General features: G+C 71.0%; 23 protein-coding genes. 10 read left to right on the top strand and 13 right to left on the bottom strand.

Annotated features, from left to right (window positions below; genetic code table 11):
* Positions 1-37 precede the first annotated feature (37 nt).
* The 4 genes from ACN28I_RS31275 (at position 38) to ACN28I_RS31260 (ending at position 4,298) form a co-directional block, all read left to right on the top strand.
* On the top strand, positions 38-721 hold the full coding sequence (locus ACN28I_RS31275) for a hypothetical protein (protein WP_420945575.1): 684 nt from the start codon (positions 38-40) through the stop codon (positions 719-721).
* A 121-nt stretch (positions 722-842) separates the two neighbouring features.
* Positions 843-1,817 carry an ArsA-related P-loop ATPase gene (locus tag ACN28I_RS31270; RefSeq protein WP_420945574.1) on the top strand — a complete coding sequence of 325 codons (975 nt, stop codon included), beginning with the start codon at positions 843-845 and terminating at the stop codon, positions 1,815-1,817.
* Entirely contained in the window at positions 1,814-2,935 is a 1,122-nt protein-coding gene (locus ACN28I_RS31265; protein WP_420945573.1) for an ArsA family ATPase, read from the top strand. Before ACN28I_RS31270 ends, ACN28I_RS31265 begins: the two co-directional genes overlap by 4 nt.
* A 169-nt stretch (positions 2,936-3,104) precedes the next feature.
* The gene (locus ACN28I_RS31260; protein ID WP_420945572.1) at positions 3,105-4,298 is read left to right on the top strand and encodes a CBS domain-containing protein; all 1,194 of its coding nucleotides are present in this window, start codon (positions 3,105-3,107) and stop codon (positions 4,296-4,298) included.
* A 143-nt stretch (positions 4,299-4,441) separates the two neighbouring features.
* On the opposite strand, the gene ACN28I_RS31255 is transcribed toward ACN28I_RS31260, so the two are convergent.
* The 4 genes from ACN28I_RS31255 to ACN28I_RS31240 all read right to left on the bottom strand — a co-directional run bounded on the left by ACN28I_RS31255 (position 4,442) and on the right by ACN28I_RS31240 (position 7,213).
* The gene (locus ACN28I_RS31255; RefSeq protein ID WP_420945571.1) at positions 4,442-5,251 is read right to left on the bottom strand and encodes a Rieske 2Fe-2S domain-containing protein; all 810 of its coding nucleotides are present in this window, start codon (positions 5,249-5,251) and stop codon (positions 4,442-4,444) included.
* Positions 5,248-5,832 carry a YceI family protein gene (locus ACN28I_RS31250; RefSeq protein WP_420945570.1) on the bottom strand — a complete coding sequence of 195 codons (585 nt, stop codon included), beginning with the start codon at positions 5,830-5,832 and terminating at the stop codon, positions 5,248-5,250. The genes ACN28I_RS31255 and ACN28I_RS31250 overlap by 4 nt, the downstream gene beginning before the upstream one ends.
* Positions 5,833-5,876: 44 nt before the next feature.
* Positions 5,877-6,626 carry a hypothetical protein gene (locus tag ACN28I_RS31245; protein ID WP_420945569.1) on the bottom strand — a complete coding sequence of 250 codons (750 nt, stop codon included), beginning with the start codon at positions 6,624-6,626 and terminating at the stop codon, positions 5,877-5,879.
* Positions 6,627-6,787: 161 nt separating this feature from the next.
* Positions 6,788-7,213 carry a nuclear transport factor 2 family protein gene (locus ACN28I_RS31240; protein ID WP_420945568.1) on the bottom strand — a complete coding sequence of 142 codons (426 nt, stop codon included), beginning with the start codon at positions 7,211-7,213 and terminating at the stop codon, positions 6,788-6,790.
* 179 nt (positions 7,214-7,392) lie between these two features.
* Here ACN28I_RS31240 and ACN28I_RS31235 point away from each other — a divergent pair, with 179 nt between their 5' ends.
* Positions 7,393-8,190 (top strand): hypothetical protein, encoded by a 798-nt coding sequence (locus ACN28I_RS31235; RefSeq protein ID WP_420945567.1) that lies wholly within the window; start codon positions 7,393-7,395, stop codon positions 8,188-8,190.
* Between the two features lie 109 nt (positions 8,191-8,299).
* Here the strand turns inward: ACN28I_RS31235 and ACN28I_RS31230 are convergent, their stop codons facing one another.
* Positions 8,300-10,168, bottom strand: a complete 1,869-nt coding sequence (locus ACN28I_RS31230) for a LysM peptidoglycan-binding domain-containing protein (RefSeq protein ID WP_420945566.1) — start codon at positions 10,166-10,168, stop codon at positions 8,300-8,302.
* 386 nt (positions 10,169-10,554) lie between these two features.
* On the opposite strand from ACN28I_RS31230, the gene ACN28I_RS31225 reads away from it, so the two are divergent.
* Positions 10,555-11,571: an Rpn family recombination-promoting nuclease/putative transposase gene (locus tag ACN28I_RS31225; RefSeq protein WP_420945565.1), complete on the top strand. Its 1,017-nt coding sequence runs from the start codon at positions 10,555-10,557 to the stop codon at positions 11,569-11,571.
* Positions 11,572-11,578: 7 nt separating this feature from the next.
* Here the strand turns inward: ACN28I_RS31225 and ACN28I_RS31220 are convergent, their stop codons facing one another.
* Positions 11,579-14,521, bottom strand: coding sequence for a PAS domain-containing protein (locus ACN28I_RS31220; protein WP_420945564.1), 2,943 nt, complete (start codon positions 14,519-14,521; stop codon positions 11,579-11,581).
* A 200-nt stretch (positions 14,522-14,721) separates the two neighbouring features.
* Between ACN28I_RS31220 and ACN28I_RS31215 the strand changes: the two genes are divergently transcribed.
* Positions 14,722-15,366 (top strand): SCO family protein, encoded by a 645-nt coding sequence (locus tag ACN28I_RS31215; protein ID WP_420945563.1) that lies wholly within the window; start codon positions 14,722-14,724, stop codon positions 15,364-15,366.
* A gap of 90 nt (positions 15,367-15,456) precedes the next feature.
* Here ACN28I_RS31215 and ACN28I_RS31210 read toward each other — a convergent pair whose 3' ends face one another.
* Together ACN28I_RS31210 and ACN28I_RS31205 are read right to left on the bottom strand one after the other, a co-directional pair.
* Positions 15,457-15,879 carry a hypothetical protein gene (locus ACN28I_RS31210; protein WP_420945562.1) on the bottom strand — a complete coding sequence of 141 codons (423 nt, stop codon included), beginning with the start codon at positions 15,877-15,879 and terminating at the stop codon, positions 15,457-15,459.
* A 126-nt stretch (positions 15,880-16,005) separates the two neighbouring features.
* A complete protein-coding gene (locus ACN28I_RS31205; RefSeq protein ID WP_420945561.1) occupies positions 16,006-16,443 on the bottom strand; it encodes a hypothetical protein in 438 nt (145 codons plus the stop codon).
* A gap of 243 nt (positions 16,444-16,686) precedes the next feature.
* Between ACN28I_RS31205 and ACN28I_RS31200 the strand changes: the two genes are divergently transcribed.
* Complete coding sequence (locus tag ACN28I_RS31200) at positions 16,687-17,223, top strand: hypothetical protein (protein WP_420945560.1); 537 nt, start codon at positions 16,687-16,689, stop codon at positions 17,221-17,223.
* Between the two features lie 188 nt (positions 17,224-17,411).
* Here ACN28I_RS31200 and ACN28I_RS31195 read toward each other — a convergent pair whose 3' ends face one another.
* The 3 genes from ACN28I_RS31195 to ACN28I_RS31185 form a co-directional block, all read right to left on the bottom strand.
* Complete coding sequence (locus ACN28I_RS31195) at positions 17,412-17,732, bottom strand: hypothetical protein (protein ID WP_420945559.1); 321 nt, start codon at positions 17,730-17,732, stop codon at positions 17,412-17,414.
* A 368-nt stretch (positions 17,733-18,100) separates the two neighbouring features.
* The gene (locus ACN28I_RS31190) at positions 18,101-19,462 is read right to left on the bottom strand and encodes a universal stress protein (protein WP_420945558.1); all 1,362 of its coding nucleotides are present in this window, start codon (positions 19,460-19,462) and stop codon (positions 18,101-18,103) included.
* A gap of 242 nt (positions 19,463-19,704) precedes the next feature.
* On the bottom strand, positions 19,705-20,094 hold the full coding sequence (locus tag ACN28I_RS31185) for a type II secretion system protein GspG (RefSeq protein WP_420945557.1): 390 nt from the start codon (positions 20,092-20,094) through the stop codon (positions 19,705-19,707).
* Between the two features lie 133 nt (positions 20,095-20,227).
* Here ACN28I_RS31185 and ACN28I_RS31180 point away from each other — a divergent pair, with 133 nt between their 5' ends.
* Positions 20,228-21,277, top strand: coding sequence for a hypothetical protein (locus tag ACN28I_RS31180; RefSeq protein WP_420945556.1), 1,050 nt, complete (start codon positions 20,228-20,230; stop codon positions 21,275-21,277).
* 65 nt (positions 21,278-21,342) lie between these two features.
* Positions 21,343-21,768: a hypothetical protein gene (locus tag ACN28I_RS31175; protein ID WP_420945555.1), complete on the top strand. Its 426-nt coding sequence runs from the start codon at positions 21,343-21,345 to the stop codon at positions 21,766-21,768.
* Here ACN28I_RS31175 and ACN28I_RS31170 read toward each other — a convergent pair whose 3' ends face one another.
* Both ACN28I_RS31170 and ACN28I_RS31165 read right to left on the bottom strand, forming a co-directional pair.
* Positions 21,769-23,280, bottom strand: coding sequence for a response regulator (locus ACN28I_RS31170; protein ID WP_420945554.1), 1,512 nt, complete (start codon positions 23,278-23,280; stop codon positions 21,769-21,771).
* A 156-nt stretch (positions 23,281-23,436) separates the two neighbouring features.
* Positions 23,437-25,530 carry a GAF domain-containing protein gene (locus ACN28I_RS31165; protein WP_420945553.1) on the bottom strand — a complete coding sequence of 698 codons (2,094 nt, stop codon included), beginning with the start codon at positions 25,528-25,530 and terminating at the stop codon, positions 23,437-23,439.
* Position 25,531: the final 1 nt, after the last annotated feature.

Raw genomic sequence — 25,531 nt, 5'->3', positions numbered from 1 at the left:
AATGTCTTCACATCACGACGCATCAGGGAGGCACTTCATGAACGGACTTCCGGAGTCACCTCACGTCTCGGTGAACAAGCTGGGCCGCTACCTCACGGCGACGCCCGCGCTCCGCAAGCGGCTCATCGAGGCCCAGAAGCATCCGCCGGATCCGCAGTACCTGCGCTACCCCGAGGCCGCCCACGCCATCACCGACTTCCTGTGCCGCGGCCAGGACGAGTCCATCCTCCGCCAGCACCAGCACCGGCTGGCCACCGGTGTCTTCGCCGACGACTTCGACACGCAGCGCGCCCGGCTGTGCATCGAGGCGCTCGAGCACTACCGCAAGCTGCACCCGCGTCTGGGCCTCCAGGGCGTGGTGGCCAGCGAGGTGGGCCACGAGCCGCCCGTGCTGCACATGGCCGGCGTGGCCATCCGCGTCTTTCCCCAGGTGGTGCTCCAGTCGGTGGACCGGCACGGCCACACCCAGGTCGGGGTGATGAAGCTGTATTTCTCCAAACACCACCCGCTGGACGAGCGCTCCGGGCAGTACATCGCCACGCTGCTGCAGGCCTTCGCCGAGCAGCACCTGGCGGCGCTGGGCCCCATCGACACGAAGCTGGTGCGCGTGGTGGACGTGTTCGCCGGCAAGGAGTTCCTCCCGCCCAAGGCGCGGGTGCGCCGGCTGTGCGACGTGCAGCGCGCGTGCGAGGAGATCGCCGCCCGCTGGCCCGTGCAGTGACGGCCAGCGGACGCTCGGGGCTGACCGCCGGGTGACTCCCACCCGGTGGCTTCCCTTGTCGTCAGGGGCAACGGTCGTTATGACTGGCTTCCTGCACGACACCTTGGGAGGGGCGACGGCCTTGCTCGACGCACTGTGGGAACGGAGGGCGCTGCTCGTCTCGGGCAAGGGGGGTGTGGGCAAGACGACGCTCGCGGCGGCCCTGGCTCGCGCGGCGGTGGCCGCGGGCAAGCGGGTGCTGCTGGCCGAGGTGGAGGTGGGCTCCGACGAGCAGGACAGCCCCTCCACCCTCGGTGCGCTGGTGGGTGCCCCGCGCGTCTCCGGCCCCCAGGTCCAGGACGTCTCCCCGGGCCTGTCCTTCGTCCGCCTGTCCGCCATCGAGGGCCAGCGCCTCTTCCTGCGGGACGTGTTGCCGCTGCGTGTCATGGCCGAGGCCGCCATGCGCACCCGCGCCCTGCGCCGCTTCCTCGAGGCCGCCCCCGCGCTCCGGGAGATGGGCGTCCTCTACCAGATGCTCCACTTCGTGCACCGCACGCGCCCGGATGGCAGCCCCCTCTACCCGCTGTGCATCCTGGACCTGCCGGCCACCGGCCATGCGCTGGCCATCGCCGCGCTGCCGGACACGTTGCTGTCCGTCATGCCCGGGGGCCCGGTCGGCCGCTCGGTGCGCGAGGGACTGGCGCTGCTGAGGGACCCCCGCCTCACCGGGGCCCTGCTCGCCACCCTGCCCGAGCCCCTGCCCGTGAGTGAGACGCTGGAGCTGGCCACCGCCATCCAGCGCCACCGCATCCCCATCGCCGCGGGCGTGCTCAACCGCATGCCGGACAACCCCTTCTCGCCGGACGGGCGCGCCGCGGTGAAGCGGCTGCTCGACGAGCACGGGCCGCACCTGGGACAGCGCGCGATGGAGCGGCTGGACCGGGCCCGCGAGGCCCAGGCCCGGCTGGCGGGCAACCTCCCGGCGCCGCTGCTCACCGTGCCCGAGCTGCCCGGCTCGGGGCCGGAGCTGGTGGAGCGGCTCGCCACGTACCTCACCCGTTCCACCGTCCACCCCGCGGCCACGCCCCAGGGCGCGCGCGCCGGAGTCCCCTCATGAGCCAGAGCCTCCAGACCCTGCTGCGGGAGAAACGTGTCCTCGTGCTGTGTGGCGCGGGCGGCGTGGGCAAGACGACGACGGCCGCGGCGCTGGGCGTGGCGGCGGCGCGCGCGGGCCGCAAGGTGCTGGTGCTCACCATCGACCCGGCGCGGCGGCTCGCCGAGGCCATGGGCCTGTCCGAGGGCGGCGCGGAGCCCACCGCCATTCCCCCCGAGCGCCTCTACGCGGGGCGGGAGCCCGGTACGGGCCGGCTGGACGTGTGGATGTTGGATCCCCGCGTCGTCTTCGAGCGCTTCGTGAAGCGGTTGTCGCCCACGCCCGAGGCGGCGCGCACCATCCTGGAGAACCGCCTCTACCGCTTCCTGTCGGACCTGGTGGCGGGCATGCAGGAGTACGCCGCGGCCGAGGCGCTGGACAACTTCCTGGACGAGGGCCACTACGAGCTCATCGTCCTGGACACGCCGCCGAGCCGCCACGCGTTGGACTTCCTGGAGGCGCCGGGACGGCTGGCGCGTTTCCTGGACGATCGGATCGTCTCCATCTTCCTGCCCGAGGAGAAGGGCCGGGGAGGGAGGCTGTGGCGCAAGACGTCGCAGCTGGTGGGCAACGTGCTGGGGAGCATCTTCGGCGAGAGCTTCACGCAGGAGATGAAGTCCTTCATGGGGGCCTTCAGCGGGCTGTTCGCGGGCATCCGGCTGAGGGCGGACCGGCTGCGCTCGCGGCTGACGTCGCCGGACGCGGCCTTCCTGCTGGTGACGTCGCCGGAGGGGGCCTCGCTGCAGGAGGCGGCCTTCTTCCGGGACATGCTGCGCGAGCGGGGGCTGCCCTTCGCGGGCTTCGTGCTCAACCGGAGCTGGGCGCGCGAGGACGGGATGACGAACCCCGAGGAGCTGCTGCGGCACGTGGAGGACGCGGGCGCCGCGCGCGACGGGGTGGAGGCGCTCATCGGCCTGGCCCAGCAGGAGCGGGCGCGCGCCGAGGCCCACCGGGGCGTGCTGGAGCGGCTCGCGGAGAAGCTGCCCGCGGGCGCCGTGGCCGTGGCCGCTCCCGAGGCCGGGGGCGAGCTGGAGGACTTCGGCGGCCTCGTGCGCCTGGGCGAGGCGCTCGCCACGCCGTAGGGGAAGCCTGTCCTCCAGGACAGCACGGGTGTCCGGAGACGGGCACTCGGGGAGGGGCCGCATGCCCGGGGGCGGACAGCCCGGCGCGCCGTGCCCCGAGGGCCCCTTGGAGGAAGCCGGGTGCGTGCCGAGCCTCCGGCGGCACACACCTACAGGAGGACGCATCCCCATGGCCCAGAGGCACACCGATGATGGCCGGGACACCCCGGCGCGCGGCTCGCCGCCGAATGGTACGCACGCGGAGCGCGAGCGCCGCGCCGCGGAGGCCCCACCGGGCTCGCGTGAGCGCTCCGAGTCCGATGTCACCGGCTGGAGCACCGAGCGCGACGAGCCGCCCGAGGTGCGCGAGGGCCGCTTCCACCGCGCCGCCCAACTGCGCATGGCCCAGCCGCGCACCGAGGAGGGCTCCCCCCCTCCCGAGGATGACACCCGCTTCGAGCGGGGCTCCCAGCGCCGCGGCTTCTTCCACCGGGGCCGGGGCCGTCCCGTCGAGCGTGCGGAGCGCACCGCCGCCAGCGTCCCCCATGGCCCCTATGGCCGGGATGACCGGAACGCCGAGGACGCCGCGGGCATGGGCTCGGGGCCGCTGCTGGGCGAGCAGGAGCGCTACCACGCGCTGGAGGACGACCATCCGCACCGCGAGTACCGCCCGTTCGATCGCTCCGGCACCGGGCATGATCCGAGCGGGAACGCCCCGTACGAGGACCGGGGCGGGCGCGAGGTGCGGGGCCGGGCGACAGGCCCGGAGATGCGGGGTGGCCCCGGGCAGCGCTGGCGCGAGGAGCGCGTCCAGGAGGACCGTCCCGGCGCGGAGCAGCGCGAGGGCACGGGCGAGCGGTACTCGGGGCTGGTGGGCATGGGCCAGACGGGGGCCTCGCGCACCGGGACGCCCCGCCAGGGCCGCTGGAAGCGCGAGCCGCTGAATGCGCGGGAGATCATGACGCGCAACGTGAAGAGCGCGCAGCAGGACAGCAGCCTGCGCGAGGTGGCGCGCATCATGAAGGACGAGGACTGCGGCGTGGTGCCGGTGGTGGACAAGCAGGGACGGCTGCGGGGCCTCATCACGGACCGGGACCTGGTCATCCGCACGCTGGCCGAGGGACGGCCGCCGGACAACATGCACGCCCGGGACATCATGACGGATGACGTGGAGGTGGTGACGCCGGACGAGGACATCCACAGCATCATCGCGTTGATGGGCCGCCGCCAGGTGCGCCGCGTCCCGGTGGTGGAGCGGGATGACCGGCTGGTGGGCATCATCTCGATGGCGGACATCGCCACGAGGGCCGACTACGACGAGGAGCTGCAGGAGGCGCTGGACCGCATCTCGGCCCGGCGCTCGTTCTGGAGCCGCCTCTACTAGGGTTCTCCCCTCTCCCTCCGGGAGAGGGCGAGGGTGAGGGTTTCCGGACCCGAGCTCCCCACTGTGGAGCGGGGCGAGGGAGCAACCTGATTGTTCCAGGCACCCTCACCCCGTCCCTCTCCCGAGGGGAGAGGGGAAGTGGGCTACACGATGGCCACGGTGACACCCGTGGCATCGCTCGTCACCGTGAACGTCTTGATCGGACCGATGGTGTCACCGGTGTTGGGCATCTGCATCACCTCGCCCGTCCTGCTGAAGCGCGCCGCGTGGCAGGGACACAGCAGTTGCCGCGACGACTCCTGGTAGCCCACGGCGCACCCCTGGTGGGGGCAGATGGAGTCCACCGCCGAGTACCCTCCGCCCTCGAGCGCGAAGACGAAGATGAGCTTGCCGTAGCCCGTCGGAGTCCCCTGCACCACGTTGCCCGCCGTCTGGAGCTGCGGGAACTGCGCGAAGGGGAAGAAGATGGTCCCATTCACGACGGCGGGGAAGTCGTCCTCGCCGGCCGTGAAGTCGATGGTCAGCTCGTCCGCCTCCGAGTCGTAGCTCGAGGAGAACGTGGTCAGCGGCACGGTCGCGGGTGGGTGCGTCGCCGTCCCATCGATCGCGAAGCGCGAGAGGTGGCACGGGCAGATGGCCTCCCCGTCCTGGAAACCCAGCGGGCAGCCCCGGTGCGTGCAGAGGTTGGACACCACCGCGTACTGCGTGCCCCGCGGGTGCATGATGAGCAGGTGCTGCCGCTCACCTTCCACGCGCAGGGTGACGGCGCCGCCCTCGCGCGCCAGCTCCGGGTAGCGGCTCACCTTCAACACCACCTTCCCGGTGGTGTCCTTGCTCGCGTCCACCACCGGCGCGGGATCGATGTCCGGCGCGCACCCGGCCAGGCCCGTGGCCGCCGCACCGGCGCCCGCGCCCACCAGGCCCTTCAGGAAACCCCGGCGATTGGTGCTCACTTCGCCTCCTGAAGCTGGAACTTCGTCTCCAGGTCGAGCGCGTCGTCCACCTTCTTCATCATCAGCGAGGGGCGCTCCACCTTGAAGGCATCCAGGCTGATCTGGAAGTTGCCCGTGGCGGACACCTCCTTGTCCGAGGTGAACACCACCTTCATGGGCACCTCCACCGCCTGCTTCACGCCGTGGAAGGTGAGCTGGCCCTTGAGCGTCACCGCCTGCTCCGACGGGAACGAGGTGGGCACCTTCACGCCGCTGGCCAGGCCCTTGAACTCGATGATGGGGAACTTGGGGGCCTCGGTGGCCTCCTTCATGTGGGCGTCGCGGTTGGCGTTGCCCGAGTCGAAGTCGGCCACGTTGGCGCGCACGGCCACCTGCAGGGTGCCGTCGGGGAGCAGCCGCGCCTTGCCCTCGGTGGGGCGCGCCGTGCCCACCACGTCGTGCAGCGCGTGCTTGAGGCGGTAGGTGAGGGAGCTGTCCGCGGAGCGCACCGAGTACGTGCGCGGGGCGGGAGCCGCCTCCTGCGCGAGCGCGGACGTGGACAGGAACAACGTGGCCAGCAAGGCCAGGGTCGAGTTTTTCATGATGAGAGCCTCCGGGTGTCTCAACGCGTATGCCTGATTCGTATTCAGAAGACGATCATCAGGGCGCCCGCGCCAACGGCCCCCAGCGTCGCATAACCCACCACCTGGTGCGCGGTGGCGAAGTCCACCTGGGACAGCTTGCCCTCCTGCTGCTGGCTGCTCGTCACCAGGCCGAGCACCACCTGCGTGAGCATGCCGGCGGTGGCCAGGGAGACGAACACCTTGTGCAGGGTGATGGTGTCCAGGCGCAGCTCCTTCTTGAAAGGAGTGGGCGCGAACAGGCCGAGCAGGCCCGTTCCGGCGAACAGGCTGGAGGAGCCGATCACCAGGCCCGTGTGCAAGGCAGCGAAGCGGCGGGTGTCGCCCCCACCGCGGTAGCGGTCATGGAAGTGCATCTGTCCCACCACCACCGTGGCGGCCAGCGTCGTCAGCGTGGCCAGCCCCAGCCCCTGGTGGAGCGTGAGCATGGTGCGGCGTTGGGCGATGGCCCTCTCCAGCTTGGGGTCCACGAGCTGCGGCGTCTCCGCGGCCGCCGAGGGCTCAAGCAGATCGAAATCCATGTCCATCCCCGGCTCCTCGGCCTGCTTCACCGGAGCGTCGGACGGCTGCGCCGGAGTCTCGGACGGCTGCGCCGGAGTCTCGGACTGCTGGGCCGCGACGGTCTTCGGCTGGGACTTCTTGGAGGACTTCTTGGAGGTCTGCGTCGACTGCGCGGACTTCTTCCCGGCGGCGTGGGCACGCGTGGCCGGTGCGGCGAGCAGCAGGACCAACAGGACGACGGCGGTGCGGGACATCGCTTCCCCTTGTGCAGGCAAGGAACGCGTCCCAGTATGCGCCAACGTCGCGGTGCGTTACATGTCGAACAATGACGGAAGGGCCCACGCCCCGCTCTTCCACCGCCATGGAAAAAAGAGCGTGGGACTCCGTCTTCCCGGGAGTCGAGAAACCGGGGCGCTCAGGCCGGCGCGGTGGCCGGGGCCTCCGAGCGCTGCGCGGTGCCCTGCGACAGCTCCTGGCCCAGCACGCGCGGATCGAAGTAGGCGTAGAAGCGCGAGATGCGATCCCCATCCCACTCGATGATGGAGACGCCCTCGTAGTCCACCGCCGCGCCGTTGTGCGCGGTGCCGCTGGACTCCCACTCGAGCGCCACGCGGTCTCCGGCTTCGATCATGTTGCGGAAGGTGGACTTCACCTGGCGCAACATGCCCTTGTACTCGCGCCAGAAGTCCCGGGCGCCGTCCCGGCCATGGAAGGTGCGCCGGGAGGCCACGTTGCTCACCTGCGCGTCGTCACTGAAGAGCTCCAGCAGGGGCTCCACGTCTCCGCTCTCCTCCAGCCGGGCCAATGCGTCCACGAAACGCTGCGCTCGCTCCATCGCCATGGGGGTCCTCGCTCCGTCCGGGTCAGGGGTCCTGGGTCTCAGGGTCCTCTGAGTCGCACGGTGCGCATGGGCTCCCGGCGGTGCCTCCGCCACCGGTTGCCCGCCCGCCCTGCGTCCGGAAGTCCCGGGCATCGGCCGCGTGCCACCCGCCTCGGGTTCGCATTAGGCTCGGGGCGTCCATGCAACGCCTCCAGGAAGCCCCGCCCGCCTCTTCCGAGGAGGGAGCCGAGCCCGTCCCGTCCCTGCCCGTGCTCGAGCCGGTGCCGGTGCGCGAGCGGCTGGAGCTGCTGCGCCTGTCGGGCGCGATGCCGGGCGAGGTGGACACGTTCCTGGCCGGGCTCGAGGCGCCCTATCTGCCGGGCGAGTCCCCGCGTGAGCGGGCGGACCTGATGTTGGACCTGCTGGAGGAGGAGCGGCTGTGTGAGCTGACCGGCAGCGACGGCCGCCGGGTGGGCCTCGCCGCGCTGGAGACCCTGCTGCGGCTCGGCTACCCGTATGCCTTCGATCTCACACCCGAGATGCTCGCCCGGGCGCGCGGCGCCGCCGGGCCCGTCTTCTCCGCCCGCGCCCTCGTGGGACTGGGGCTCACCGGGGTCAACGTCCTGGTGCCGGTGCTGCTGCTGCACCAGGAGTTCTTCTCCTACGTCGATGCCCTGCACGATGACGGCCTGAACCTCGGCCGCGACGAGGTCTTCTCCGGCCCCGCGCGCTACCTGCCGCTGCTCGTACTGGCGCTGCTCACGCCGCCGGTGCTCTCGGCCATCCTGGCCTGGAGGAAGTCCCGGCTCGCGCAGACGCTGCTCACCGGCGTGCAGGCCATGGTGGGCCTGGTGTTGCTGCTGCTGGCCATGAGCGGGCCCGCGAGCGACTTCTGGGTGTATGGCGTGGACCGGCTCGTGCTGGCGATCTCCGGCGTGCTGGCGTGGGCCATCGCCTTCTGCCTGCATCCGCGCGAGGAGCCGCCGCCGGAGCCCTGAGCGAGACACCCCGGAAAAGACAATGACCGCGGCCGAGGGGGGTTGGCCGCGGTCATCGGGCCCCCTTCCGGGGGGAAGGGGGGCCGTGCCGAAAACGTGAAGCGCTATCTCAGGTGAGCACGTCGAGCGCGCGCGCGTAGTACTTCTGGCGGTCGGCGAGCCCGTTGTAGCCACCGTTGATGCGGCGGGTGAGCTCCTTGAAGTCACCGGAGTCCGCGTACTGGTTCAGGTTGCGGCTGTTCCAGTACCAGGCGGCGGTGCGGAAGCCCACATCCGGGTCCGCGGCGCGCTTGGGGTTGTTCTCCAGGTCGATGCCCAGGGCCTTGCCGGCGGCGCGGTAGTTGGAGCGGCCGGTGAGCTGGATGGGGCCGCGGCCCTTGAAGCGCACGCCGTCGCCCGGCTGCGTGTTGCCCAGGTCGCGGCGGCCCTCGTAGGCGGCGCCGGAGGCGATCTCCTCCATGTAGCGGAACTCGGCGCTCTCATGGGCGAGCTGCGCGAGGAAGGCGGCCTGGCGCTTGGGGGTGTTGATGCCGGCCTCGGCCATGGCCTTGTTGAGGTGAGGCAGGTACGCCTCGGCCTTGGCCTGCGACAGGTTGGGCATGATCTGCTTGAGCTGCGCGAGCGACACGCCGCCCTTGCCACCGGGCTCGGAGGGGCCGGTCACGGGGCCGGGGCCGGCGGAGCCGCCCACCTTGGCGCCCTGCTTCTCGAAGGCGGCGCGGGTCAGCGGGCCGTAGTAGCCGGTGTTGGGCACGCCGTTGGCGGCCTGGAACTTCTTGAGGGCCGCCTCGGTCTTGGCGCCGAAGATGCCCGGGCCGGTGTTCATCTCGGCCTGGGTCAGGTGGCCCGTCTTCACCAGCGCGGTCTGGAGCTGCTTCACGCCCTCGCCGCGGGCGCCCTTCTCCAGGTCACCGGAGGGCAGGGTCAGGCCCTTCACGGAGCCGCCAGCGGAGGGCTGGGAGGGCGCGGGGGCGCTGCCACCACCGGCCGGAGCGGTGCCCGGACGGGGGTTGCCGCCCGTGAAGGTCACCAGCTCGCCGGTGCTCTTGTAGTTGCTGGGGCCGCCCACGAGCCTGCCGCCCTGCAGCTTGAGGGCGATCTCCTTGCCGGTGGCGGGATCGTTGGCGAAGTAGGTGTCGCCCTTGCGGTGGGTGACGGCGACCCAGTGGTCGGTGCCGTTGGAGCCGCCGTTGGAGCCGGCCTTGTAGTCCACGCCGATGACGACGGGACGGCCCGCGTCGATCTGCTTGTTGATGGTGTCCATGCTCCAGCCGGGCTTGCTGGCGCCCAGGCCGGCCATCTTCGCGGCCTGGCCCCAGATGAGGGCGTTGCCGGAGTAGCCACCGGTCCTGTCGAGGTGGGCGTCGAGCTCACCGGGGTTGATGACCTGGCCGGAGATCTTGCTGATGGCCATGGCGGTGGAGGTCATCGCGCAGCCGGCGGCGGAGAGCGAGGAGCTGGAGCCGAGGGTGCGGCCGCCCCACTGGGCATCGCCCTGCTTGAAGATGGGGGTGCCATCGGCGGAGGTGGGGAACTGACGGCCGTCGTTGTCGCGCGCGGGGCCCGCGGAGCCGCCGCCGGTGGGGGCGGAGGGAGCCGGCCGGGAGGGCGCGGGCTGGGAGGGAGCGGGCTTGGAGGGCTTGTCGAAGCCGTCACCGCCACCGGGGATGCTCAGCTTCTGGCCGGCGAAGATGCGGTTGGGGTTGCTGATGTTGTTGGCCTTGGCCAGGGCGCCCGTGGTGGTGCCGAAGCGCTTGGCGATCTCCCCGAGGGTGTCACCGGAGCGCACGGTGTAGCTCTTCGCCGACGAGGGGCGCGCGCCGCTGCTGAAGCTGTCCGGGAGCTTCAGCTTCTGGCCGACCGCGATGCGGTTCGGGTCCCGGATGTTGTTGGCCTGGGCCAGCTTGTCGACGGTGGTGTTGTACTGCTTGGCGAGCGCCGACAGGGTGTCGCCGCGACGGACGGTGTGGACGGACACGGAGGACTCCGGAAAGGGGGGAAGAAGAACAGCGATGACCTATTCTCGCGCGAGACGAAAAAAGGTTGCTGGGGGGGTAGGAAAAAACCGGAGGTCCCCACACCTGGAGTGCGCAAAGGCCCGGAAACAGGCGCGGAGACGCACTGGGGGAGCGGGTTGACAGGTTAAGGGCGTGCCACGCACCGCATCCGGACCGAGCCGGATTTCGTCGGCCGGACGCGTGTCTCGCAGATCTGGGCCTCGGGGCAGGGCGAGCGCTGGCAGCAGTCCCTCCCGTGGATCACGGAGCAGACCGAGACGCCCTGGTCGAAGCGGATGCACGCCTGGCTCGTTCCGGGGACTCGTTCCGAGCTCCTGGCCCGCCGCATGCTTGAGCGCGGCTCGCCATGTCGGGACTGCATGACCTCTTCGCCCGCTATACCTTCGGCCACCCCGAGCGTGCCGCCGCCGAGCTGCGCGCCGCGCTGCCCGCGCACGTCGTCTCCGAGGTGGACTGGTCATCCCTGCGGCGGGAGCCCGTCTCCGTCGTGGACCCGGAGCTGCGCGAGACAGAGAGCGACCTGCTCTTCACCGCGCGCCTGCGCTCGGGACACCCGCTGCTGCTGTATCTGCTGCTCGAACACCAGTCCTCGGTGGACCGGTGGATGGCGCTGAGGATGCTGCGCTACGTGGTGCGCCAACTCGAGCGCTGGCGCCAGGAGCACCCGGAGAGCACGCGGCTGCCACTCATCGTCCCGCTCGTCATGTACCACGGGCCGGACGGAGCCTGGACGGCGCCGCGCCGGGTGGAGGACCTCTTCGATTTGCCGGAGGCAGTGGAGGAGCAGGAGCGCTGGCGAGCCCTGGTGCCGCGCTTCGAGTACCTGCTCGATGACCTGACGGCCGAGCGGGAAGAGGCGCTGAGCGCGAGACCCGGCCCACCGCTGGCCCGGCTGGCGTGGCTGGTGCTGCGCTACGGGCGCACCGGGGAACTGGCCCGGAAGCTGCCCGATTGGGTGGCACTCTTCGCGCAGGTACAGGCGGGCCCCGAGGGGGGCGAGCATCTGGTGGTCGTCATCCGTTACCTGCAGTGGACCGAGGACACGGCCGTCCATGCCGCGGCCCGGCAGGTGTTACATTCGGTGGTGGATGAGCAGCGAGCGGAGGATCTGATGGGAACCTGGGCCGAGGAGATGATCGAGCGGGGAATCCAGAAGGGCCTGGAGAAAGGTCTGGCCAAGGGCCTGACCCAAGCACGTGCCGAGTACATCCTGCGGATCCTCACCGCGCGGGGTGTGCAGGTCGATGAGGTGACCCGGCAGCGCATCCTCGGCTGCACCGACGTCGCCACCCTCGACCGCTGGTTCGACCGGGCCCTGAACGCCACCACCCTCCGCGACGTCCTGGACGACCTCGCCCAGTAGGAGCGCCTCAGCCCACCCGGGCGCCCGCGTCTCCACGTCCCGCGAGCTTCGCCACCGCTTCAATCAGGGTCGCCGGCTCCAGCGGTTTGGCCAGGTGCACCTGGAAGCCCGCGCGGTAGGCCCGCCGCGCGTCCTCGGCGCTCGCATACGCCGTCAGCGCAATCGCTGGCACCCATTGGTCCCTCGCCTCGGCCCACGCCCTCACCTTCCTCAAGAGCGAGTGCCCGTCCTCCCCCGGCAGGCCAATGTCGGACACCAGCACGTCCGGCATCGACGCCCTCAGCCGCTCCATCGCCTCGGCCGCGGTGCTCGCCGTGCCCACCACCGCGCCCCGCTCGCGCAACATCAACGCAATCAACTCGCGTGCGTCCGCCGCGTCCTCCACCAGCAGCACCGTCACCCCGTCCAGCCTCACCTCCGGCGCCTGCGCCTCCGCTCCCGGCAGCGCCTCCGGCTTCGCCTCGGGCAGCACCGCCGGCACCGGCAGCGCCACCGTGAAGGTCGAGCCCATCCCCTCCCCCGCGCTCTCCGCCCGCACCTGCCCTCCGTGCAGCCCCACCAGGTGGTGGACGATCGCCAACCCCAGCCCCAGCCCGCCATGCTCGCGCGTCGCCGAGCCGTCCGCCTGCCAGAAGCGCTCGAAGAGGTGCGGCAGGGAGTCCGCGCGAATCCCCTTCCCCGTGTCCGTCACCCGCAGCCGCAGCTCGCGCTCGTCGCGCTCCACCCGCACGCGCACCCGCCCGCCTGCCGGGGTGAACTTCACCGCGTTCACCAGCAGGTTCCAGCACACCTGCTGCAACCGCGCCGGATCCCCCACCAGCATCGCCGTGCCGTTGCCGCCCACGTCCACCTCGAGCGCCAGCGCCACCGCCTTCTGCTCCGCGTGCGGCTTCACCACCTCCACCGCCGCCTGCACCACGCCCACCAGGTCCACGCCCCGCCGGTGCAGCGTCAGCTTCCCGGTGATGATGCGCGACACGTCCAGCACGTCTTCAATCAACTGCGCCAGCGTGCGCGCGTTGCGCTCGATGACGCTCAGCCCCTTCTCCACCGCCTTCGCGTCGTTCTGCCGGCTGCGCAGCATCTGCGTCCAGCCCAGCACCGCCGTCAGCGGCGTGCGCAATTCATGGCTCATCACCGCGAGGAACTCGTCCTTGGCGCGGTTGGCCGCCTGCGTCTCCGCCATCAGCCGCGTGTTTTCAATCGCCACCGAGGCCATGCGCGCGAGCTGCACGAGAATCGCCTCGTCCTCGGAGCTGAACTCGCCCTCGTACCGGTCCGACAGTTGGATGAGGCCCAGGTTGCGCCCGTCCCGTCCCACCAGGGGCGCCGCCAGCCACCCGCGCATCGGCGGGTGCTTGCCCGGGTGCCGGCCGAAGCCCTTCCAGGCCGGGTGCGTCTCCAGCTCCGTCTGCGTCAGCCGCATGGGCAGGTTCAGCCGGCACACCCAGCTATAGATGCCCGTCCCCTCCGTCGCCTGCTTCCAGTCGCGCCACGCCCCGTACTTGTCCGACATCGACACCGAGTGGATGGCCTGAGTCCAACTGCCCTCCACCGACAGGCTGGTGACGGACTGGTGCGCGCCAATCACCTCGCGCGCCTGCTCGGTGATGGCCTTGAGCACGTGCTCGACGGAGTCCGCCTCGCTGATGACGAGCGCGGCGCTGGCCAGCCCCTGCAACTGCACGGCGTGGTGCTGCTCCCGCGCGAGCAGCCGCTCCAGCTCGGCCTCGCCCTGGCGCTGGCGTGTAATATCCCGGTGGGCGCCCACCCACTCGCGCACCGAGCCGTCCTTCTCCAGCACCGGCACCGCGCGCGCCATCATCTGGCGGTACGTGCCGTCGTGGTGCCGCAGCCGGTGCTCCACCTGGAAGGGCGTGTGCGTGGAGAGCGCGTCCTCCCAGGCCCGCACCGAGCGCTCCCGGTCCTCCGGGTGCACCGCCTCCAGCCAGCCCCAGCCCTGGTACTCCTCGCGCGGCTGCCCGGTGAAGGCGCTCCAGCCCGGCTGGTCCTCCACGAACTCGCCCGAGGGCGGCGTGGCCCAGATGATGTCCGAGGTGGCCGTCACCAACGAGCGGAAGCGCTCCTCGCTGTAGCCCAGGTCGCGGGCCAGCGCCTCGGCGGTGCGGCGCGAGCGCACCAGGTCCGTCACGTCGTAGGCGAAGATGGCCACGCCCTCGACCCGTCCGGCGGCGTCGCGCTGGGGGTGGTAGGCGATGTCGAAGAACATCTCCTCCGGCGGCGAGCCCGCCGTGCGCGGCACCTTCACCGGCCGGGCGCGGCCCACATACGAGTTGCCGGAGGTGTAGACCCGGTCCATCACCTCGAAGACGCCCTGGCCGGCCAGCTCCGGCAGGGCCTCGCGCACCGGCTGGCCCACCATGTCCCGGCTGCCGTGGAAGCGCCGGTGCAGCAGGTTGGAGAAGACGAAGCGGTGCTCGGGGCCCCGGGTGATGCTGACGGCGGCGGGTGCCAGCATCAGCATCTCCTGGAAACGGGCGCGCTCGCCCTCCACCGCGGTGCGCGCCGTCTGCTCGGCCGACAGCAGCCGCACCCGCTCGTTCTCCGCCAGGCGCCGCTCCGTCACGTCCCGGCTGAAGACGACGAGCCCCTCGCCCGAGGGGAAGGCCCGCGACTCCAGCCACACCCCGCCGGGCGCGAAGAAGTCCTCCAGCGACACCAGGGTGCGCGCGTCCATGGCGCGGCGCCAGGCCGGGGCGAAGGCGCTCTCGGCCACCTCGGGCAGCGCCACCCACAGCTCCTGTCCCAGCAGCTGCTCGCGCGAGCGGCCCAGCAGCCGCTCGAAGACGGCGTTGAGCCACACCAGGCGCCAGGCCCCATCCACCACGAGGATGCCGTCGGTGACGCCATCGAGCAGGGGATCGACCCCCGCCGGCGTCCGGCTCTCCAGCCCCCCGGTTGGAGTTCTTGACGGCTCGTGATTGGCCATGGACTCGGAGTACAGGCTTAGCAGAGCAAGCTGACGGCTGCTCGCGGGTGACGGGTGGACTGTCCGGCGCAGGCCGTTCCGAGGTGGGAGTAGAGGACACCCCGGGGAGCCTGAAGCCGTCCGGGGAGGGAGGAGGCGGCCGGGACACCGGTGGCCTTGTGCGGCCGGGACGCATCCGCTAGCAGTCGGGAACCACCGCCATGTCCACCGACGCCCCGACTCCGAATCCGCCGCGCTCCACCCACCGCTTCCTCTGGGTGGCGCTGGCCTCCGCCGTGTGCCTGGTCCTGACGGTGGTGGCGCTGGTCCGCCCCCGGCACGAGCCCCTGCAGCGGCTGGGCAAGCTCCCGGCCTTCAGCTTCACGCGTCAGGACGGCGAGCCCTTCGGCCTGAAGCAGCTCGAGGGCCGTCCCTGGGTGGCCAACTTCATCTTCACCCGCTGCCCCACCATCTGCCCCGTCTTCACGCGGAAGATGGCGGGCGTGCAGAAGCAGACGGCGGAGCTGGGCGAGCTCGCGCTCATCTCCTTCTCGGTGGACCCGAAGTACGACACCCCCGAGCGCCTCACCGCCTATGCCCGGAAGCACGGCGCGAATCCGGCGCGCTGGAGCTTCCTCACCGGCGAGTACGAGCAGCTCAAGGGCACCATCGTCGGCGGCTTCAAGATCGCCATGGGCCGCGAGGAGGGCGGGGACGAGAACGACATCGCCAGCATCTTCCATGGCTCACACTTCGTGCTGGTGGACCGCACGGGGGAGATCCGCGGCTACTACAACAGCGAGCACGACGACGACGTGGAGCGGCTGGTGCGCGACGCCGGGCGGCTGGTGAAGAGCGGCGAGTAGCGCTCCGGAGCCGGAAAACACGAAGGGCCGGCCTCCCGTATAGGGAAGACCGGCCCTTGTTCATGCACCCCGTTCAGCGGTGCGAGGGGCTCAGGCCGCCTCGAGCAGCTTGTGGGCGTGGGCGTGAGCGAAGATGTTCTGCAGGTTGATGCCGCCCTGGGGAGGCAGCGCGTCGCCGACCTTCTTGGCGATGCCACCGACCGTCTCGGCCAGGTCGCCCAGCTTCTTGATGGTGGGCATGGCCTTGGTCAGCAGGCCCAGGCCACCCAGCGGACCGCCGGCGACGAAGGACAGGGCGTTGTCGAGGAACTTGTCGGCGAAGGGCTTGATGAAGTTGCCGATGCCGAAGGGCAGCTTGTCCAGCGCGCCGCCCACCAGCTTCTTCACGGGCGCCATGATCTGGTCCAGGGGCTTCTGCAGGAAGTTGGTCACCTTGCCGACGACGTCCGCGACCTTGCCCACCGTGCGCGCGATACCACCGATAGCCTTGCCGATGCCCTTGAGGAAGCCCATGGTCTAAACCCTCGTATCCCCGGGGGGGATACCAAAAATGTGTGGAGATTGGTTGGGAAGCAGCCCCGTGCTGGGGAGTACAAAAGGATTATCGCGAGGACGCTTTTCGAGTTGCGTGCGGGAATTTCAAATCCGGCCCGGCCCGCCCTTGCGCATCTGGTTGAGCAGTTCCTGGCGCGTCTCGGGGTCATCCGAGGCCATCGGCTTCTCGCCCTCGTTGCCCTGCAGCGACGGCTTGCCCGCGGCGGCGGGAGCGCTCTCGAACCCGGACTTGTTGAAGTTGGGGCCCTCGATGCCCAGCTCGCCCTTGGCACCGGCGACGAAGAACTGACCGACCTCCTCGGGGGTGGGCGGCTCGTAGCCAGCGGCGCGCAGCTCCGCGTCATCGGCGACCTGGAGCATCGGCTGCTTGTCCGGGTTCTGCGCGTAGTCCAGCACCAGCTCCACGTAGGCCTCCAGCTCCATGCCCACCGACTTCGCGATGCGCTTGGTGTCGGGATCGGCGAGGAGTTCGGCGCGGACCTTCTCCACGGGCTTCTTCAGGCGCGGCTTCTGCTGGGACATGCGACGGCTCCAGTCGAGGAAAAGCGGAGTAGCCCGGGACTCTACTTGAGCCGTCCCATCGGGGCCAGAACCCCGCCGCACTCAGGGTGAGGGTGCCCCCGCCGCGGCGAGCGCCGGGCGGACGGGCAGGCGCTGGAAGGACTGACAGCCGCCCGGACGGCCGGAATAATGACGCGGTGCTTCCAACCCGTCCCCGCGTGCATACCTTGGCCGGAAGACATCGGACAGGGAAGGGACACACACATGGCGATGATCGGGACCCGCCTGGTGGAGAGGATGAAGGACGAGGCGCTGCGGCTGGGCACTCGGGGGGTGAGGTGGGTGGTGGAGGGCACCGCCACGGCGTTGAGGACCCTGGACCGGCTGCAGGAGTGGCTGCCCCAGCAGGAGCGGGAGGCGATGCGGCGGCCGGCCGGTGGAAACGCGATGATGGAGCAGCAGCGGCGGGAGCCGTCGCTGTACCGGCCACCGCCCGCGCGGCCGATGGTGGCGCGTCCGGCGAAGAAGCAGGTGTCTCCGGAGGCCCAGGCCACGGCGGCGCTGGTGCTGGAGGAGGCCCAGGCCGCGAGGGAGCGCATCAAGACAGCGCGGCCGGCGCCCAAGCCGCTGATCGTCTCGGCCGACGCCGAGGAGCAGCTGCCCAGCGCGGCGAAACGGCGGACGGCGCGCAAGACGATGCGGACGCAGGGCCGCAAGACGACGGCCTCGGCCACGGCCCCCAAGCGTGCCGCGGCGAAGCCGGGCTTCAAGGCGAAGCGAGGCCAGAAGCACAAGCACTGAGGCCATCGCAGACCAAGCCACAGGCCCTACAAGTCCCGAGCCCCACTCTCCCCTCTCCCCTCGGGAGAGGGACAGGGTGAGGGTGCCACGGGCCCCAAGTTGAACCCGTGCCGGGACGCGGTGTTACCTGCGCGTGACCTTGGGCGAGGTGGCGCGCGGAGCGACCTTGCTGCGCATGCGCGAGCTCTTCATGGAGATGCCCGAGGCCTTGAGCTGAGCGGCCTTCTCGGCGGCGAGGCGTTCGGCCTCGGCCTTGCGGGCGGCCTCGTCGGCGGCGAGCTGGGCGCGGCGCTGGGCGATGAGCCCCGCATGCCGTCGGCGGTGAGGTCCACCTGGGCGAGGTGGAGCCGGTAGAGCAGGTCCTCGCGCAGGGTGCCCTTGGAGCGGGCCAGCTCGACGCCGCCGGAGAGGCCGACGACGATCTTCGGACGCTCCTCCTGGGTCTGCAGGCAGCGGACGATGAGTCCCTGCGCGGCGATGCTGATGCGGGCGATATCGGGGATGAACACGACTCCCCGAGGCTGCCTGAGGGCGTCGCCGACCTGCTCGGTCTGGCGGACCTCCAGCAGGGGCCCCTCCTTGGAAAAGTTCCTCGCCGCCGTCGCCGCCCACGTGCGCCGTTCATCTTCCGTGCCGCCACTCAGGAGCACGGAAGCGCGGTTCGCTACGAGCTCCTCTTCGCGGTACCCTCGCGGTGTCAAAGGCAGACCTCCCCCGTCGTTGACTGCTCCGGACAAAGCCTAACGCAAATCGGGTTTCCCGTCGAACCCGGCAACGGCGCCGGGGCCTGGAAACCGGCCTCGCCAGGGCAAAACCCCCAGTCTTTCCATGGAGTTGCAAAAAGAACAGGGGGCCCCGGGAAACCTCTGGGGGAGGGTCAGGCGGGGAGGACCACGACGGGGCGGCGGCAGCGCTCCACGAGGGCGCGGGCCACGGCTTCGCCGAGCGCATCCGCATGACCCGGCGCGTCAGACGTGCCGACGCAGACGAGATCCACACCCTCGCGCTCGGTGGCCTGGCAGATGGCGCGGGCGACGTCGTCGCCGGTGACGCCCTCCATCGTCCAGTGCACCGAGGCGGTGCCGTCCTCGCGGGGGACGAGGGCCTTGAGGCGCTCGAGGACGGCGGCCTGCTCGCGAGGAGGCTCGGGGACGACGCCGTAGTGGTCCATCACCCAGGCGCGGTCAGCGGGGCGGCGGCGGTGCACGTGCAGCAGGTGGACGCGGCCGCCGGGGCGCACGAGGGCGCGGGCCTCGGAGATGGCGCGGGCGCTGGCCTCGGAGAAGTCGACGGGCACCAGCACGGCGCGAGGCGGGACGCTCCGGTGGGCCACGGGCTGGGTGGGGGGCACGCACGCCACGGACTGCTCGGCATGGCGCAGCACGCCGGCGGACACCGAGCCGTGCCACAACCGGGCGAGGCCTCCGCGCTGGTGGTTGCCCACGATGAGGAGGTCCACGGCGTTCGCGTGCGCCACGTGCAGCAGGTGGTCCGCGGGGCGGCCGAAACCGGGCTCCAGGTGCAGCCGCAGGGAGCCTTCTCCGGGCAGCTCGCCCACGCGCTCGCTCAACTCGCGCAGCAGCACACGCTCCACCTGCGGGTCCAACACCTCGATGCGGCGCACCACCGGGTCCAACATCTCGAGGTGCACGGGGGTGTGGATGCCCAGCCGCTCGCGCTCCTCGACGGGGGAGCAGACGGAGACGGCGAGGACATCACAGGGGCCCACGCGGCGCAGCTCGTGCAGCCAGGCGACGGCGGCGGCCGAGGTGCGCGAATCATCCACGCCGACGAGCACCTGGAGACGGCGCCGGCCCTGGGCCCAATCGGCGAGGGCATCGCCCTGGCGGCGCACCACGAGCACGGGGACATGGGCCTGCTGGGCCACCCGCTCGAAGACAGGCGTGCGGTACCAGAGGGAGACGGGGCTCCAGCCCTCGGAGGAGAGCACCAGGAGCCGGGCGCCGCGGACGAGCTCATCCTCCACGAGCAGGGTGCCCGGAGCGCCCTCGAGCAGCCGGGACTCCACGGTGAGCCCGGGAGAGAGCAGGCGTGCGGCCTCGGAGGAGAGCCGGGCGCGGGCCTCGTCGCGGGAGCGGGGGCCCTGGGGAGAGGGGTGCTGGGAGTCGAACACGCCGAGGAGCCAGAGGGGCTCACCGAGACGGGCGGCGATGGCGGCGGCGGCCTGGGGGGCGCGGCCGGTGACATCGGACAGGTTGGTTGCGCACACGACGGCCATGACAGCCTCCCATCGAGGGCGCGAGGGGAATGCCCTCTTCTCAGGAGAACCCTCGACGGGAGGATGGCCATTGCACGGAAGGCCAGGAGGCCCCCGGCCACGAGAGGCCGCACCAGGACGCCCCTCCCCTCTCCCGCCGGGAGAGGGACAGGGTGAGGGTGCCGGGGAACAAAGGCTGAATCCGCGTCAACCCCCTCTCCCCCTGGGAGAGGGCCGGGGTGAGGGTCTACGGAACCGCGCGCCTACCGCGTCCCCACGGCCGCGTGTCCGTCATGGTTGGTGTGGTCCTGGTTGGGACCGTTGCCGCCGCGCAGCCCATCCTGGCCATAGGACTGGAGGAAGGGCCGCTGCCCGTCGCTGGCGTAGAGGTAGGGGTGGCCCCAGGGGTCGGTGGGCTCCGCGGGGAGGTACTTGGGCACGAGGAAGGACAAATCACCCTCGTCGGGGATGGAGCCGTGCTCGGCGCGGTAGGCCTCGAGGGCGGAGATGATGCGGGCGAAGTCGGCGTGGGCCTGGGCCGCGCCGGGGTCATGCTTGCCGCGGAGGCCGAGCCACACGGTGATGCCGATGACCACGAAGGCGATCGGCAGGAAGATGACCATCAGATGGGGGCGGCGGCGCGGCGTCGTCACGAAGTCCTCTTAGCAGCCATGAGCGCCCCCCGGAAGCAGCGAGCGGTGCTCGCCCGCCAACAGAGCCGGGCTCCGAGGCCGTGTCCGAAGAGCCCGCTCCAGACATGCTCGCCGCTCTTCCAGGGGGGCATTCATGGCGGAACCGGGAGATCAGACGCCTTCCGAGCCAGAGACCTCACCACCGCAGGGGGAGAACCCGTCGTTCTGGCGGGAAGGGCGTGCCGCGCTCCAGCTCGTCTTCCAATCGCGGCTCGTCCTGCTCATCGTCTTTGTCCTGACCTTCGTGGCCTCGTTGCAATTTCTCCTGGGAGGCCGCGGCATCAACAGCCTGGACCTTCTGAGCCCGGATCCGATGAGGCTCTGGCACCTGCTCGTGGCGTTACAGCCCACGCTCTGGCTGGCGTCCATGCTCGGCGTGTTCGGTGAGCTCGAGCGCAGGGCCCTGGTCTGGCCGGGCTCGCGCAGGGAGCGGCTGGCGCTCGTGTTCTGTACTGCCTTCATCTCCGGCATGGCCTTCCTGCCTGTCCTCACCCCCTTCCTCGGCAATCCCTTTTCCCTGCCCGCGAACGCGGAGGTCCTGACCGGGGTGCCCCACATGCGGGCGAAGATGTTCGTCTTCTACAGCCTCGGCTCGGTGGCCGGCGTCCTGCTCACCAGCGGGATGCTGAGCGTGCACATCCAGCTCGCCGGAGGCCCGCCGCGGAACCCGTCCGGCGGAGAGCAGCCCGTGACCGGAAGCCTCGAGCGGGAGGTGCTGCGTTATCAGCGGCTCCGCGCCCAACTGAAGCGCTGTCTCGGCTTCGCGGGGGGCATCATCTCCGCCTCGGTCTTGACCGTGAGCACCTTCCACAACGCGATCACCGGAGCCGTCCCCACCCAACCCGGCGTGTTCCCGGCCACGGCCGCCATGGGCTTCGGCATCTACTTCACGGCATTTCTCGCCATCATCTATCTGCCGGCCTCCAAGACCCTGTCCGAGGCGGGCGAGGCGCTCGCGGCACGGCTCGTCCCTCCGTCACCGGGGGCGCACACCCCCTGGAAACACTGGTCCGAGGAGCGGCAGGCCGTGCGCACCTACCTGGGACTGGAAGGCTCCGCGCTCCAGGAGCTTCAGCAAGGCCTCACCCTGCTCTCGCCCTTCATCGCGAGCCTCTCCACGCTGCTCCTCGGCACGGGCAGGTAAGTGCCCCCATCCCCCATACGCCAAATCGCGTTATCCTGGAAAGGCGTCACAACCAGGAGAAACACATGCGTGGAATCATGGGAGTGCTGTTGATGGCTGGAGTGCTGGCGGGGTGCGGTGGCGTCGTGACCGGCCCCGGGACCGAAGTCGAGGCGATGGCCACGTGCGACGACTGCCACAACCTCTACGTGCGGTGCATGTCCAGGGCGACGACCCTCGAGGCCAAGCAAAATTGTGAATACGGCCGCATGGACTGCGAGGCGACCTTCTGCCCGGACCTGCCGGCTCGCGCGGACGCCCTGGGGGCCGAGGCGGCGCCCACCAGCGAGTACACCACGTTGCCCTATTGCTATCAGATCGATGCGCTGTACTGCGGAGCCATTGGCACGAAGCGCAATTGCACGGATGGCGCCGGGGGCACCTTCACGTGTTACTGCCGGACGGGCGAGTGGGATTGCCCGCCCTACGACGAGCTCCTCACCGGGAACTAACTACCAGAGGGCGCGGAAGAGGGGCACCGGGTGGGGCTTGCCCTTGAGGCGCACGGGGGGCAGCTCCTCGAAGCCCGACTCATGGCCCGCGAGCAGCTCCACCGTGCGCTCGCCGACGAGGATTTCCCCGGGCCCGGCGAGGGCGCACAGGCGGGCGGCCACGTTCACCGAGTCGCCGATGCAGGTGTACTCGGTGCGCATGGCGCCGCCGATGTTGCCGGCCACGGCCATGCCCGAGTTGATGCCGATGCCCAGCTCGAGCGTGAGGGGGCGGCCCTGGCGGGTGGTGGCCCACTCGGCCTCGGCGCGCTCGCGCAGCTCGACCATGAAGGCCATCATCATCTTCGCGGACTGGAGCGCGCGCAGCGCATCGTCCTCGCGGAACACGGGCGCGCCGAAGACGGCCATGAGCCCATCCCCGAGGAACTTGTCCAACGTCCCACCGCAGGTGAGCACCGCGTCGGACAGCCCGCCCAGCACCTGGTTCAGCACCCCGACGGTCTGCTCGGGAGGAAGACTGTCGGCGAGCCCGGTGAAGTTGCGGATGTCGGCGAAGAGGATGGTGACTTCGCGCTTCTCGCCGGTGAGCACCACCGAGTCGGGGCTCTTGAGGATCTCCTCGACGACGGCGTCGGAGGTGTAGCGGGCGAAGAGTTTGCGCATCCGCTCCGTCTCGCCGGTGCGGCGCATGACGCTCTCGATGCGCGCGGCGAGCTCGTCCATGGAGGCGGACTTGTTGACGTAGTCATCCGCGCCCGCGCGCAGACCCTTCACACGCTCGGTGTCGTTGTCGTTGGCGGTGAGGATGATGACGGGCATGGCCCGGCTGGGGCCTTCCTTGAGGCGGCGGCACAGCTCCATGCCGTCGATGCCGGGCATGTCCAGATCACTCAGGACGATGGCCGGCTGCACCTTGCCCACCTGCTCGAGGGCCTCGTACGGGTCCTGGAAGCAGATGACCTCGTAGCCGAGCGACACGAGGCCGTCCTGGACGAAGGCGCAGGCCAGGGGGCTGTCGTCGACGACCATGACGCGGTGGTGGCCGCCCTCGGGCACCTGGGCGCGAGCGGGAGTCTCCTGGCGGCCGGAGACGCGGCCCTGGAGACCGAGGCCCTCATAGAGCTGCTTGTAGGTGCAGTACCCGTGCTCGACGACGATCTCCCCCAGCTTGCGGCCGGTGCGGCGCTGGAGGGCGAGCGCCTCGTCGAGCTGGGAGACGGTGAGGTACTTGAGGCCGACGAGCAGCTCGCCCAGAGGGGGCTGGGTGGGGGTGAAACCCTGGGGCGCGTTGTGGAGGCCGAGGGCCTCGCCGAGGGCGTCCTGAATCTGCTCGCGGGTGACGTAGCCCAGGGAGATGAGGGCCTCGCCGAGCCGCTGACCGTTGAGGGACTGGAGGGCGAGCGCCTCTTCGATCTGATTGGGCGTGACGATGCCGAGCTTGAGCAGGAGCTCGCCGAAGAGAGGGTTGTCCGCGCGAACCGCGGTGCGGTTGCTGCCATCAGCACGGGTCAAACGGGCTCTCCACCTTCCATGGGACGATTCAGGGTCATAGCGTACCCCACCCACCGGGGTGGGGACACATGGGAGCCACACTCCCCAGGCTGGGGAACAGGCAGGCAGAAGAATTCCTGATTCCGTGTATGCCCCCTCGCCCTCCGGGAGCCTCCCCTACTCCCGGGGCAGCTCCACGGTGAACGTGGACCCCTCCCCGGGGGCGCTCCGCACGAGGATGTGGCCGCCGTGGGACTCGATGATCTCCCGTGAAATCCACAGCCCCAGCCCCAGCCCGTTGAACTGATTGCCCGTCACGGCGCGCTCGAAGCGCTCGAAAATCCGGGCCTGGTCCTCGGGGGCAATCCCAATCCCATGGTCCTTCACCACCAGCCGGGCCCGGCCATCCAGGCCCGTGTCCACGCACACCTCGACGGGCTGGCCGCGCCCGTACTTGGCGGCATTGGACAGCAGGTTGCCCACCACCTGCTCCAGGCGCACCCGGTCCCACTTCCCCGGCACGGCGGCCTCGGCCAGCAGCCTCACCTCGCTGCCAGTCCGGGCGAGCGCCTCGGACATGCGCCCCACCGTGTCGCGCGTCAGTGCCGCCAGATCCACCTCCTCGCGCTCCAGCGCCAGCCGCCCCGAGGTAATCCGGCCCGCGTCCAGCAGCTCGTCGATCAGCGCCCCCAGCCGCTCACTGGTGCGCTCGGCCTTCTCCACGCGCTGGGCCAGACCCGGAGTCGTCGCCACCTCCCGCGCCACGCGCGCCAGCATCTGAATCTGCAGCCGCAGCGCGCTCAACGGCGTCTTCAGCTCGTGCCCAGCCACGGAGAGGAAGTCATCGCGCAGCCGCACCGCCTCGGTGGCGGCGCCATAAAGCCGGGCGTCCTCGATGGCCAGGGCCGCGCGCTCGCCGAGGCTCTGCAGCAGCATCTGATCCTCCTCGCCATAGGGCCGGCCGCCCGCGACGTCCCGCACCACGCCGAGGCTGCCGAACACCCGCCCCTTCACCGCGAGCGGCACCACCAGCAGGCTCTGCGGGCCGTAGCGGTCCAGGTACGGCTCGTACTCGGGCAGGGCCCCCGAGGCCCGAGCCTCCTCCACGTCGATGTCCGGCAGCAGCACGGCGCGCCCGCTGGCGACGGCCCCTCCGTGGAAGCCCTCGCCCACCTTCTGCCGCCGCGCGTGCACGGTGCCCGCGAGCAACCAGCCCGCCTCCGGGTCCGGGTGGTGGATGGTGACGGGCTCCAGGAAGGCCCCGTCCTCGGCCATCAACTGCAGCACGCACCCATCCCCCAGGACCTCGGACACCTTGCGGGCAATCACATCCAGCACCGCGGGGAGATCCAACCCGGCCTCGGCCAGCAGCCGGTCCACCTCCACGATGCTGCGCAGGCGGGCGGCGTTGCGGCGGGACTCGGCCTCGGCGGAGCGGGCCTTGCGCAGCAGGCGCGCGTTGTCGATGGCCATGCCCGCGCGGGCGGCCAGGTCCTCGGCGAGCGCGCGGTCCGCGTCGGTGAAGGGCGAGCGCTCCGGCCCGCGCACGAAGGACATTGCGCCCAGGGTGCGCTGACGCGCCATCAACGGAACGATGATGAACGAGCCGCCCTCGGGCCGCGCGCCGGGACGTGCCTCGGCCTGGCGGGTGAAGGGGGGCACCAGCCCGGTGACGAGCTGCGGGCGCCCGGTGCGCACCACGTCGGTGATCGCCGAGGGCCGGGCCCGCTCCGGGGAGTAGCTCTCAATCTTGTCGTGCAGCAGCGCGCGCTCGGGGTGCACGTGCTGGACGGTGAGCCGCCGCAGGGCGCCGTGGTCGTCGAGGAAGTCCACCGCGCACCAGTCCGAGAAGCCGCCCACCGCGAGCTGCGCCACGCCGGACACCGTCGTCTCCCACTCCAGGGAGCCGGAGAGCAGCACGCCCGCGTCGGCGAGCAACTGCAACCGTTGCCCCGCGGCCTCGGCCTGGAGACGGGCCGCGCGCTCGGTCTCGTAGAGGCGGGCGCGCTCCATGGCCTGCGCACACTGCCGGGCCAGCCCCATCATCAGGGTGCGCTGCAGCTCGGTGAAGTGCCGCGCCTGGGCGAAGCCGAAGGACAACAGCCCCAGGCTGCGCTGCTCCACCCGCAGGGGCAGGAAGGCGAAGGCCTGGCAGGGCTGGCGGGACATGTACGCCATGAAGGCGGGGTAACGGGCCCGCGCCTCCTCCGGGGACTCCAGCCACACCGGGATGCCCCGCGCCGCCGCGTCGAAGCCGGGCAGTTCCGGCATC

Source organism: Archangium gephyra (genome assembly GCF_049060025.1).
Taxonomy (GTDB): Bacteria; Myxococcota; Myxococcia; order Myxococcales; family Myxococcaceae; genus Archangium; species Archangium gephyra_A.
The sequence above is the reverse complement of the archived record's forward strand: the minus strand, read 5'-3'. Positions and strand labels throughout refer to the sequence as shown.